The following is a 12,729-nucleotide window of genomic DNA, read 5'->3' as shown; positions in this document are numbered from 1 at the left end:
ATCACCTTCTTTTCATTCATTACCTTTAACATTCATATGTGATATGACACCTATAGGAAGCTTATGTATAGCCCAAATTCAACTAAAAAAATAAAGCTTGTAGTTTTAAAACTACAAGCTTTTTCATAAACGGAATGTATTTATTATTTTCTCAACTTCACACTATAAAAACGCATTTCTTCTAGTGAACCTTCAAATTCAAATGTATGTTGTTTAACTAATGCTTTCAAGCGATATTCTAAAAAGGTATCCCCCACAAGTTGTTCGACATGGCCAAGCACTTCCCCAATTACTCTCGGGGCTTTAAGGAAGTCTTTATCCGCACCTATTCTTTTTGCGCATTCAATCATAAATGGATCAAGATAGTCTTCTTTCACTGAATGTACTTCATTGTCTTTCCAAATTCTTAATAACTCTGTACTATTCGATAAACTATCCCATTCATGTTCAAACTTTTCTCTAGTCTCTTTAGTTAAATATGATAACTCTACAGAATTCCTTATGAAAGTAGCTAAACTTTCGGGCGGCAATTCACCCGTTCCACGTATATCATACTCTTGTTTTAATATTTCTCTGCTCGCTTCAGATGTATTAATTATACGAATATTTTTCTTATCTTTTAATTGAGCCATTACAAAACAAAGGCCTACATGTTCATGTGCGTTATTCGCCTTCCAGATGGTAATTGGTGTTTCATTTGGAATAGAATGTAGTTCTTCTAAAGTTTCCATAAAATTCATTAGATATTCTTCTTCAAAATAACCATCATAAGTAGTTAGATTGTTTAATAACCATTGCTGTCTTGCTAGTTGCCCTTTATTCGTATGTAATTGGTGTATCGGTCCAATTGAAAAGAATTCAGAGAATGAAACAACACTCTCTTCAAATAGTTCTTCTTGACTTAACATATGTTTTAAACATCCGCCTGTTGATTCATCGAAAGTGATATGAATATGTGTACTTTCTTTTACATTTCTTTTATAGGATATATCATTCGTCAGCTGCTTAGGTATACTCATCAAGTGTTTAATCGTATCTTCACTATAGTTCTCTTCTAATAAATCTAATTGTATAAGGAGACTTTGCAGTAAATGTTTCGCTTCATCCTCATACATTTCATCGACAACATTTTTAATTTTATCTATCATGTAAATCCCTCTATTCATTACTAAAATAACGTAAGTTATAGTGTATCATATATTTTCACTTGATTATTACTAATAAAAACGTAAGAGATAAAAAAGACAAAGAGGAATATATAAAATAGTATCCATTCTAGCAAAGTGTGTATCTTTTTTCGTTTAAAGATACCCAAATAATGAAACTCACCAATTACTCTAATGAAAAACACAATCATACAAATCCAGGAACCCGTTTGAACTATTACATGAGGAACTGCAAAATGAACAACATCTGCTTGTTGTAATAAAATTATTGCTGCCATACTATAGTAACACAATGAATAATGTCATTCTTCCACGAGGCGTAAACGCTTTTTCTCCACATTTAGTTAGAATAACACTATTTATCCCCTACCTACCTCCGAAGGCCCAATAAACATGCAAAAAACTAACTAAGAATAATATACAAGCATATATATAATAAGTATTTTTTCTCCCATTATTTTATTGAAGTCCCTATCTTTAAAATATGCTATAAATCCCTCATTAGCAACCTATATTTAATTACATAAAAAACCCCTTAATGATTAATCGATTTTAAGATAAATCATTAAGAGGTTACTAAATTTCATTATGCATTATATCTACTTCTTCGGCGTTCCATTCTTGTTTGCCCTTGAACAGTGCCTTCACTGTATTGCTCTATTTGCTCTGTCATTTCATATTTCGCAACTGTTTCTTCGTAATTACGCTCATGAACTCTTTCTGGTGTTTTATGTTTAGATACTTTTCCACGAAATTTAAATAATTTCAATTTAAGTTTCGGTAATCTTGGAAGACGAATCTTAAACGATAGCCTTTTACGATTCTTTTTTTGCTTAAATAAATTATTATTTTCTTTATTAGTGCCTTTCTCTTTACGGTGTATTAACATCGCAAGTAATCCACCTAATATAAGTCCTCCAACTAAAAGGAGAATATATAAGTAATGGCCTGTCATTAAACTCATCATACGCTCAAGTATGATTAATGACTGTACTTCTTTTATATCCCATAGTAAAGCGGCCCATAATGAAAATAATCCCAAAGTAAGCCCGTATGTACGAAATCGGAATAAACATGGAATTAACGCAATGCAAGCAGCGATTTTCGCGTTCGCTATTATTGAATTTGTTGAAATATCCTGATTCCAAATGACTAACAGTAATGTAATAAATGGTGCATACGCTATCCAGCTACATATTCGTGAGTACATCTTTTTAGCAAAGTAACTTCCAAAACTAGTGAAAAATAATAATCCTCCAATAAATAACGATTGTTCTAAAGGGACTTGCTTCATAACACCTGCAACCGGAAAGAGGCCGCTCAGTATCATTAATAGCACATCTAATTTCTTCACAATTCCCCATTCCTTTCAAATTTTTTTCAGTTTCGCAAAATATAAAGTTCATCATATTTGAAAAACCTTTGTGATATTTCTAAAAAACATCTTAATCCCGAAAGTAAATAAAGTAAATATGAAAACGAAAATATACATGACAAAGCATAGCTATATTTACAATAAAAAATGACAAATCCTGCTTATTATTACTAACAGGATTTGTATACTATTATTTATATTAATATCAATCCATTTTCTTTTTCCATAATTATTACATCTTCATCTAATTCGTCATTGAATTCTTTAAACTCCCTTGAATCAATATCAGTAGTATAATTTTTAATTAATTTAGCCATATGCATTACATACGTATTATAAATATTTTGTTCTGAGAGCGAGGTTGATTTACAGCACATGTAATGTATCATTTTGGCGATTTCTTCTCTCTCTTCAGATTTTACACCAAACGGGATAATTTCGAGTATGTACTGCTGTGTTATCTCATTACAATTTAATTCGTATGCAGCCGTACTATAGTAAATTCCCAGTTGATCTACAAATAATCTCGTTTCATCCATAACATACTTTTGGTCTCTAACAATATAATTCGGTACATCTGAGTTAGTATTAATTCTAATTATTTTTATATCCTCTTTAAAATTTGAGATTATTTCAGGTGAAACCTCAATGTTAACGCTTTTATTTCGCAAATCTTCTATCCAATGTTTCCTCATATTTGCATCTACAACAAAATAAACTTCTTTGTTTTGTTTATGTGCATCTTGTAAAATTTCAACTAATGTCTCTGACAGAAATTGTTTAAAGTGGGCTCCTATATCATTCCTTTTTGATGGTTGTGGTAAAAACACTTTATTATTACCTATATTTAATAAAGTATGATCAATTGTACCCCATTCTTCTTGACCATATAATTTATATAATATTTCTCTCCCATTTATTTTTGAAAAAATAGGTAAGAAATCATATTTAGACATTTTTTCAACTGATAAATTTACAATTATACCTGGTAATTTTATCTTATTCCAACTACGCTTCAAGAACCCCTTTTGTTCTAACAAACTAAGAATAGCGGTAATAATTTCTTTTTTAGATACACTTTGTCCAATAAATAAATTAATAAAAGCTGAAATACGTTGCGTTCGAACGAATCCTTCCCTAATAATTTGCTTTGGATTAATTTTTTCACGGCCATTAAAAGTTTTTAGTGCAATTAATGCTAGTTTCATTCCATTTTGCTCTCCTGCTGTAGCATGTACCGCTTTTACAACATCGTCTACAAGTTCCTTTTTATTTTTATGGCTATATTGCATTCTATATGGATTTTGTAATACTTTTTCAATGTTATATCTTACTATTTTTAACAACACCGGATAATCCGCATTTAATACATAGGAGGAATCTCCATTTTGCGCTAAAACTATTTTGCTATCTAATAACGCTTGCTCTATCTCTATTACTATATCATCTGACCATACTTCTAACGTAATTGAATCTAATTCCTTTGGGGTAATTAAAGGTAATAACTCATTCTCATTATTCGTTAATACACTTTCACATTCTGGAATTAATGTGAAATATGGGAAGGTCAGTTGGAATTCATTTAAAAGCTCCTTTTTTTCTCTTACTTTTATACCAAGTTTTATTTTTGTCCCTTGAACTTTATATATGTTTTCGTTATATGGAAGAAGCACTCTTTTATTTGTTCCTCTAATATACTCTTTTGGACATTGGAGAATGTGTTCTAATTTAACTTCTCCCCCTATCCTATACTCATCTTTTAAATTTCTGAAACGCTTAATCCACTTTATTCCTTTTTCAGCTTGTTGCACTTTTAATTTTACAAATCTTTGCTTTTTCTTATTTGATTCAAATTCAGGAGTTGAAATAAGTATTTGGCTTCGCTTTCGCCCTAAAAGTATAGAAATATCTTTATGGTTATATTGCTGATAAAACCGTCTAATTCCGACTGATACTTTTAATAGTGGACTATTTTCACCTCCACGAGTTATGTATTCAAACCGATATACATAAGCGAAATAATCCTGTGTTTCTTCATCCTTAATTGGCTCAGACATCGCTTCAGAAACATGTTGGGATCGCAGTGGTGAAAAATATACTTCTTCATCATTCTTATTTTTCATACGTAAAGGCTGTTCGCAAAAGATATGTGTAACAAGAGCTGGTACCCATTTAGGAAACGTTTTTTTATCATGTAATACTGGTAAATTACTAATTAAATCATACTGCCATTCTAAATGTGGTTGATCTATTAATTTATTCGGTTTCCAATCATGAATAACTTCATACCAACTTTGAAAAATATAGTCTAACTGTTCTTGTCTCATTGGTTCTTTTGCTACAATCCAAGGTGTATCTTCCTTTAATATATATGGATTATGCTGAATGAATAATATATCAGAAAACATATCATACAATCTTTCATTTACAAGTTTTAACTTACTCGTTAATAAAAATGTTCTATAATGTATCTCTACAATCTCAAGCCATTCAATAGGAAAGTAAATATACGATACTTTCTCATTATAGAGGGGTTCTACTATATTTTTAAATGTTAATAACCGTAATTTTTCCATATTAGTAATACTTCCTCCCTTAATTAATATTAATCATGAATAATACTAGAAAATTCACCAATATTTTTAAGCATAAACGAATCAAATTTAAACCAAGCATATTTCAGGAATAAATAAATCAAATTATTTAAATAATACATTATAAAACTGAATTAATAAAAAGTTACCCTTAAACATATAACTACCTCCTTATGTTATTTTTTATATTATAAAATCATTATAATAGATTATTTTGTTTTATATCTATAATTCACAAAATATTTACATAAATAAAACATAAGAAAAGGTATCGCCTCTTCATATAGCGATACCTTTTCTATACTCTTTATGAAATAACACCTTTAACTTCTTCATTCACTGGCCATTTTTCTAGTGTATATGCCATTTCCCAAAATGAATATTCATATTGACTACTAATAATAAAATGTTGTCTCATACGTTCACGGTCTGCCTCTGTTACTTTTTCAGCGATAGTATCTAATCGTGTGATTTGCTCTTCTACTAATGTACGGAACCAATCTGATCCATAAGCAGAAATCCACTCTTTATAAATTGGCTCTTCTGGCTGACACTCTTTTAAACGTTCACCAATTTCATAATATAGCCAATAACAAGGTAAAATAGCTGCAATAATATCCCCTAAATGACCTTCATACGCAGCACGATACATATGTGAAGTATACGCATATGCAGTTGGTGCAGGTAGGAAATTATCTTTTTCTTCTTTCGTAACGCCTAATTTTTTAGCAAAATTCTCGTGTAATGATAATTCTGCTTCATATGTATTTTGAGCATGGTGCGCCATACGAGCTGTCGTTTCTAATTCAAGAGCCTTTGCAGCTCCTAAAGTTTGTACTCTAGCAAAATGACTTAAATAATATGAATCTTGAAGTACGTAATAACGGAAACTTGCTAAATCTAACGTACCTTCACCAAGTTTTTTTACAAAAGGATGATTAAAACTTGCTTCCCAAATTGAATCTACTTCTTTACGTAATGATTGTGAAAAAGTCATTTAAATCCCTCCAATAATTTATAAAATATAAGTATTTATCCCATTTATTAAAGCTGTAAAATAAAAAAACTTTCTTTACAGGCGTAAAGAAAGTGAAATTGACAGTATTTATTCATTAAATAACAATGTCTTTCCCACTTCCCTACGCTGGCATTAACCAGATCAGGTACTAAGAGTCTCAAAATTTCATTTGATCTCAGCCTATAAAAGGCCCCCCTAGTGGATAAATATTTTATTTTCGTATTCATCATAGCACAATCTATAAAAGTGTCAAAATTAAAAACCTTCATTTTTCCTAACGTGTAATGAAGTTTGTATAATCATATCTAATAGTTCACTATATTTAATTCCCGCAGCCTCTGCACTTTTTGGCAGTAAACTTGATTGTGTCATCCCTGGTAATGTGTTAACCTCCATTACATATGGAATTCCGTCCTTCACCATCATATCAACCCTTGCATAAACACTACATTTTAATGCTTTATAACAAGCCAGTGACGCTTTATTTACACGTTCCTGTACTTCAGCTGGAAGTTCTATAACTTCTTCAACTGTACTAGCATCATCATATTTTGCATTGTAGTCAAAGAACTCAGCAGCATGTCGAATCGAGATGATAGGTAACTGTTTTCCATCAAAAATGGAACATGTAATCTCCTCACCCTTTATATACTTCTCAATTACTACTTCTGAATCCCATTCGAATACAGTTTCCAGCATTGAAATCAATTCATTTTTATCCTTGACAATCTTTACTCCAACACTGGAGCCGCCAGAGTTAGGTTTTACTACTAACGGAAATCCTAACTTCTCTAACTCTTCAAGGTTTAGATCCTCCATTTTTGTAAGTTCAATCCAATCGGGTGTTTCTACTCCTTCATAACGTAAAATCTTTTTTGAAAGATTTTTGTCCATACATATACCGCTAGATAACATATTGCTACCACTATAAGGAATACCTAAACTTTCAAGCGTCCCTTGAACAGTACCATCTTCTCCGTATTTTCCGTGTAATGCTAGCAATGCAAAATCAATGTCTTTCGCTTTTTCAATTAAATCCATTTTTTCATTTAACGTAATTGGAACTATTTCATACTTACTCTTATTTAAATGTGCAATCATTTCATTTCCAGTCATAATTGATACTTGTTTTTCAGAGGATACTCCTCCCATAATAACGCCAATTCTCATCTTCTCATCTCCAAATTTCATTTTTTAATGTATCACCAATTATTTGAATCCCGCTAACTATTTCCTTTTCTTTCAAACGTGAAAAGCCTAATCGGAAGGTATTCGCTCCCCCTCCATCAGAATAAAAAACATTTCCAGGAGAAAACGTTACACCTTTCTCATAACACTTTTGTAAAAGTGTGCGGGCATTAATTTTTTCTTCTAACTCTATAAATAAATGAAGTCCACCATCTCCAGTCATTCTTTTAAACGGAATGTACTGATTACATGCCTCAACAGCTAACTCATATTTTTTCTTATAAACAGATCTTGCTTTTTTTAAATATTTTTCAAAATATCCTTCATGTAAATATTGAAACAGTACAGCTTGATCTAACGTAGATGTATGAATCGTTCTTGCCCTTTTTACACTTTCTAAATAATGTATCAGTTCTTTATCTGCAATGATCCAACCTACACGTAAACCAGGGAAAAGTACCTTTGAAAAGCTACTAATATAAATCACATTATTACCGGCCCCTGCAAAAGTTAATAATGGCGCTAAATGTGAACCTGAATAACGTAATTCTTCATTAAATCCATCCTCTATAATAGGAATCTTATATTTTGAAAATAATCTCATCAATTCCGTTCTTTTCTCTGAACTCGTAACAATACCGGTTGGATTATGATAAGAAGGAATCAAATACGCAAAATCAAAATCTTTTTCACGTAAACTTTGTTCTACTTCATTCGTATCAATACCATCATCATTCATATTAATCCCATGAACTTCAAGTCCATGTAAGCGAAAAAGCTTCAGTGCAGCATGGTGAGTTGGATTCTCACAAATTACACGCCCTGATTTTTTCGATAAAGAAGATAGTACAATATCTAACCCTTCCGTAAATCCATTTGTGATTAGAATATCTTTGTTCGAAATATCTACACCTTTCATTTCCATGTAATGAAGTAAATAATTCATTAACGGTCTATAGCCTTTTGCATATCCGTAGTTCAATACAATATCCCCTTCAATGGACATACGAGTAAGAAAAGCTCTTTTGAAATTTTCTACATCAAATAGCTTTTCATCCGGGGCTATACTATTAAAAACAATCATTCCTTTTTCCCAGCGAACACCATGTTTCATTAAATCTAATTCATCCGCTAATGCGGTAACTGTATTGAGTTTATTTTTCCAATCTATTTCAACAGACGAAGTGTTAGAAATATCAACCTTCGCAACAAAATTTCCTTTTCCTTTAACTGCATAAATGAGTCCTTCTTGTTCTAAATCCGCATAAGCAGAGAGCACTGTATTTCTGCTCACTGATAATAATTCACTCAGTTCCCTTGTTGATGGGATTTTTTGGTTCCCTAACAAATGCCCTTTCATAATCATCTTTTTTAAATAATCTTTCAATTGAATATAAACGGGACGATCTTTTACAACTTTAAAATCCTTAAACAATTCCTAACCTCCTGCAATCATTTTTGCATATTTATTTCATTCTCAAAAGGTCCACTACATATGTATTTTTTATAAAGGGCGGTACGGTCTTATAAAGTGAAACTTTAATTAGTGAGGGGTTCATCCCCCCACTAATTATTAGGCTTCACCAATCGGGCTTTTACTGCTCACAAATAGCGGGATAAATCTTTACGATATAAGTTAATTACATCTTTTAAAGCAGCAGCTGCAGCTCCGCGTGGATTAGAAGCTCCACCAATTGTAGTAATTTGCCCCATTGTATCTGTAAAGAATGTTATTCCTTTTTCTGTTCCATTGACTTTTGCTAGCGGGTGATCTTTATCTATTTCGCACGGTTCAACATTTAGATTCACATTGCCTTCTCCATCTTTATGCGCCGATGCTATTAATTTAATAATTTTATGTTGTTCCTTAGCATTTCGAATTTGTTGTATTGTAACGTGTTCAATTCCTTGTACATATATACCTTCAAGCGTATTCTCTACTCCCATTAAACTGTTTGTCAAAAGTAACAATTTACACGCACTATCCGAACCACTTACATCTAATGTAGGATCCGTCTCGGCAATCCCTTTATTTTGCGCTTCTTTCAGCGCTTCTTCAAACGTAATATCACCTTCATACATTCTCGTTAGAATATAATTTGTCGTGCCATTTAATATTCCATCTATTTTTTCAATATTGCAACCAGCTAAACTAAATTGTCCAATATCTAAAGTCGGCAGTGCCGCGGCAGTTGCCCCACTATATCGTATTCGTACATTCGCCATTTTTGCTGCTTCATTTATTTCTCTCCAGTTTGTAACAAGTGCACCTTTAGAAATTGCAACTATATCCATATGTTTCTCAATCGCTTGTTTTATATATTTTTTTCCCGGATTTCCATCTTTAAGATTTGTAACGGTTGATTCTACCAATACAGTGCCACTTATCCCACTTGTTGCACGTTCCTCCGGATGATGTTCTAAATATTTTTCAATTGCAGCAGTACCGCCACCATACGTTAATAAATGATGAATAGATAACCCTTCCTCATTATGTATTGCAACATTTCTACCTAATACGCCACTTACCACTAAATTTATTCCATATGTTTCATTTATATATAAATATTTTTCATTTAATAATTTTATAAACTCTCTTCCTACTGTCCCATATCCAGATAATACAATTTGAATTTTCATAATATCCCCCCATATTTTTCTACCAAATCCCTCTTTCAATATAATATAAAGCGCTCTCGAATTCCATCGAGAGCGCTTTATATTATCTATTTCGGTAGACGTGATAACTTTTCTGCAATTGTTCTATAAAACTCTTGAATATTAGAAAAACCTAATGTGTCTGAAACGCTTAATCCTACCATATCGAGATGATCCCAATTTGCTTTCGTTTCGATATGATTCCATTTTCCGATTTGCAAAGACCCATTACTACTTACAACAGTATTAGACGAAGGTGCAATCATAGAATTTGTATTTACTACACCGTCATTTTGCCACCAAGAAGTATCTATTAATGGTCGGTTTTCTTCATATCTTGCATAAGATCCTAAGAAGAATGCATTCCCCATTAGCACTTTATTCATCGTTATATGTGGTAGATGCAAACCTGTTATAGGTACTGCTTGCGATGCATGTCCACTATAAGATAAGTAATATACATCCGATTGCGTCTTTACCCAATTATTTAACTCCTTTGCTCCATCAGTACTTAAATCCCATTGACTAATGTCTTTTGTATTTTCCCAAATTGAATTATTTAAAATACGATCAGTATATTGGAAAAATGACTCTCCAGCATTCTTTTTTATACCCCATTGATCCAATTTAAAATCATATAATGATAAATTATTGTTTCCATTTAAACTTGCAGCTGCAATTAGTAAATCTTTAACAAATGGTAACAGAAGACTTCCGTCCGCGAGTGTTGTACCATTGTGAGGAGTTGCTAATGTTGTAACACTATGAACATATGATTTACCACCCTCAAATAGTGGCGATATCTTTGCGTTTGGATGATTTTTCACGTAATTCTTTTCTTCATAACTTCCTTCTTTTAACAACTGCACTAAAGTTCTCGTCGTTTGTCCACCCATGCTATGCCCAACTAAATGAACTTTATTAGTTTCACTCCAATTCGGTGCAAATCCACTATAAGTTCTACCAAAACGATTATGTCCATGTTTCTCAGCATGCGCCGCTCCATAATCTACTGTTCCACCGTTAATTTGCGCATATAATTCACATGCACGATCCCAGTTACTAGATACAGGCCCAACTGCTGCAGTTTGAACTATATAACCATTTCTCTTTAAATCTTCCTGTATATCATGAACACCACCCCAATATTTAACACCTAGCATTTCCTCTCTACCCCATCCAGCAAATCCATTCACTAAAATAATAGGATAATTATTTTGTTGTCTCTCTTCTGCATAAGTTGTTTTCGCAGCGACTGAGCAAACAGTCACTAACGCAAAAAAACATATTTTTATAAATAATTTCCCCATACTTTCTCCCCCCCAATAAAACGCTTACATTTTTCTATAAAAAAATATACACATTTAGTTTTTCAACTTAAACATAATGTAAAGTATTTTATATACGATGTATATATAGAAAACATACAAAAATGTTGATAAATATTAATTCAAATAAGCATTTAGTTTTTACAATACAACTTATAAATCTTTTTATTCGAATTTACAATTTAGCATAGTTTCCTTATGTTAAATTGATTTTATAATCATAAGAAAACTAATTTCATTGCTTGAAAGGAGGAAAACAGCATGTACATCGGATTAAACATTCATACATTTTCTCAACCTTCTAAAATAACTCCATCTAATTTTGAGCATAATACTATCTCTTCTACTAAGATTGAAGATAAGAAATCCAATGCTCCAATCAAATTTGATATACGTTCATCTGAAAAAGAAATGAAACAAGCAGAGCATAAATTTAACGAATTGGATTTATGGAAGATGTTGAAAGATAAAGGTGTTCCTTTATGGATCATACTTGAAATGCTACAAAAAGTCCGTAAAGAAAAAGAAGTTCAAAATAATTCAGTTCAACATTCAAATGCGATTGAAGAAACAAGTGAGACTCGATTAAATGAAGTAATGTAATGAACGGCCTATAAACTAAAAAGAGTTCGAGGTTGATAAAGTTTCTATCAACCTCGAACTCTTTTTTAAGATTTTTCTTCAATTGTTACAAACTGAAAAGATACTTCTCCTTCCAAACCTTTAATTAGCTTTTTTGCTTTAACATTTTCATTAACTAATGTATTATCTGTCGACATTTTAGGTTTTTCATCACCTAAAGATTTTTTCAGATGAAGAAGGTGCATTTTCGTTTCATTTGCTTTTATTTCTTTATATACACCATTTTCCGCTACAATCACATACCATTGTGTTGGATAATTACGTTTGTTTCCTATCCAAGCGTCACTATTATATGTAACAGGAATCTCTTCCTCTCCTAATTCAATACTTTTTAAAGTCTTTTCGTCTTCTTGTGCAAACAATAGCGAACCATCATTTGGGAATTTTGGTAACGTATCTATAATAAAATCGGATCCATTTTCTCGTTTACGAAAAACCTTTGCTTTAATTAATGCTTGTGCTGTAGATTCATTTAAAATTAATACCTGTCCATTTCCAACTTTACCTTTTTTCACAGAAAACACTTCATTTTCTTTCGTAATTTCTTGATAACGATTAATAATTGGTGAAATTTTATTTTCATCTCCAATGATTAATAAACCGTTTGCAGGAAATGGATTTTCCTTTTTAGAGCATGCACTAAAACTTATTAAAAATAGTATTGTTAACATAAAAATAGTTAAAGTTCTTTTCATCGCGTTTCCTTTCATCATACAGTTCATTTTTTCACATACTTTTGTGTAGTCTTACAAGCTAATAT

The 12,729-nt window shown here is 31.7% G+C and carries 10 protein-coding genes, 1 pseudogene and 1 riboswitch; of the genes and pseudogenes, 1 reads left to right on the top strand and 10 read right to left on the bottom strand.

Annotated features, from left to right (window positions below):
- Nucleotides 1–143 precede the first annotated feature (143 nt).
- The 9 genes and pseudogenes from ACP6L7_RS08850 to ACP6L7_RS08810 form a co-directional block, all read right to left on the bottom strand.
- Nucleotides 144–1,148 (bottom strand): DUF1835 domain-containing protein, encoded by a 1,005-nt coding sequence (locus tag ACP6L7_RS08850; protein WP_097829327.1) that lies wholly within the window; start codon nucleotides 1,146–1,148, stop codon nucleotides 144–146.
- Nucleotides 1,149–1,203: 55 nt separating this feature from the next.
- Nucleotides 1,204–1,598 (bottom strand): annotated as a pseudogene (locus ACP6L7_RS08845) (DUF3995 domain-containing protein).
- A gap of 154 nt (nucleotides 1,599–1,752) precedes the next feature.
- Complete coding sequence (locus tag ACP6L7_RS08840) at nucleotides 1,753–2,520, bottom strand: DUF3959 family protein (protein ID WP_097829328.1); 768 nt, start codon at nucleotides 2,518–2,520, stop codon at nucleotides 1,753–1,755.
- A gap of 215 nt (nucleotides 2,521–2,735) precedes the next feature.
- The gene (locus ACP6L7_RS08835; protein ID WP_097829329.1) at nucleotides 2,736–5,117 is read right to left on the bottom strand and encodes an RNaseH domain-containing protein; all 2,382 of its coding nucleotides are present in this window, start codon (nucleotides 5,115–5,117) and stop codon (nucleotides 2,736–2,738) included.
- 325 nt (nucleotides 5,118–5,442) lie between these two features.
- Nucleotides 5,443–6,132, bottom strand: coding sequence for a thiaminase II (tenA, locus tag ACP6L7_RS08830; RefSeq protein ID WP_097829330.1), 690 nt, complete (start codon nucleotides 6,130–6,132; stop codon nucleotides 5,443–5,445).
- 122 nt (nucleotides 6,133–6,254) lie between these two features.
- Nucleotides 6,255–6,360, bottom strand: a riboswitch (TPP riboswitch).
- Nucleotides 6,361–6,408: 48 nt separating this feature from the next.
- On the bottom strand, nucleotides 6,409–7,323 hold the full coding sequence (locus ACP6L7_RS08825) for a D-alanine--D-alanine ligase (RefSeq protein ID WP_097829496.1): 915 nt from the start codon (nucleotides 7,321–7,323) through the stop codon (nucleotides 6,409–6,411).
- 4 nt (nucleotides 7,324–7,327) lie between these two features.
- On the bottom strand, nucleotides 7,328–8,776 hold the full coding sequence (gene pdxR / locus ACP6L7_RS08820) for a MocR-like pyridoxine biosynthesis transcription factor PdxR (RefSeq protein WP_097829331.1): 1,449 nt from the start codon (nucleotides 8,774–8,776) through the stop codon (nucleotides 7,328–7,330).
- 167 nt (nucleotides 8,777–8,943) lie between these two features.
- Nucleotides 8,944–9,981 (bottom strand): homoserine dehydrogenase, encoded by a 1,038-nt coding sequence (locus ACP6L7_RS08815; RefSeq protein ID WP_097829332.1) that lies wholly within the window; start codon nucleotides 9,979–9,981, stop codon nucleotides 8,944–8,946.
- An 86-nt stretch (nucleotides 9,982–10,067) separates the two neighbouring features.
- On the bottom strand, nucleotides 10,068–11,309 hold the full coding sequence (locus ACP6L7_RS08810) for an esterase/lipase family protein (protein WP_097829333.1): 1,242 nt from the start codon (nucleotides 11,307–11,309) through the stop codon (nucleotides 10,068–10,070).
- A gap of 279 nt (nucleotides 11,310–11,588) precedes the next feature.
- On the opposite strand from ACP6L7_RS08810, the gene ACP6L7_RS08805 reads away from it, so the two are divergent.
- Nucleotides 11,589–11,930, top strand: coding sequence for a DUF3914 domain-containing protein (locus tag ACP6L7_RS08805; protein WP_097829334.1), 342 nt, complete (start codon nucleotides 11,589–11,591; stop codon nucleotides 11,928–11,930).
- Nucleotides 11,931–11,995: 65 nt separating this feature from the next.
- On the opposite strand, the gene ACP6L7_RS08800 is transcribed toward ACP6L7_RS08805, so the two are convergent.
- Entirely contained in the window at nucleotides 11,996–12,664 is a 669-nt protein-coding gene (locus tag ACP6L7_RS08800) for a lipoprotein BA_5634 family protein (protein WP_097829497.1), read from the bottom strand.
- Nucleotides 12,665–12,729 lie beyond the last annotated feature (65 nt).

The sequence above is a fragment of the Bacillus silvicola genome (assembly GCF_050524305.1).
GTDB lineage: Bacteria > Bacillota > Bacilli > Bacillales > Bacillaceae_G > Bacillus_A > Bacillus_A cereus_AT.
This window is presented reverse-complemented; position numbering and strand designations above follow the sequence as displayed.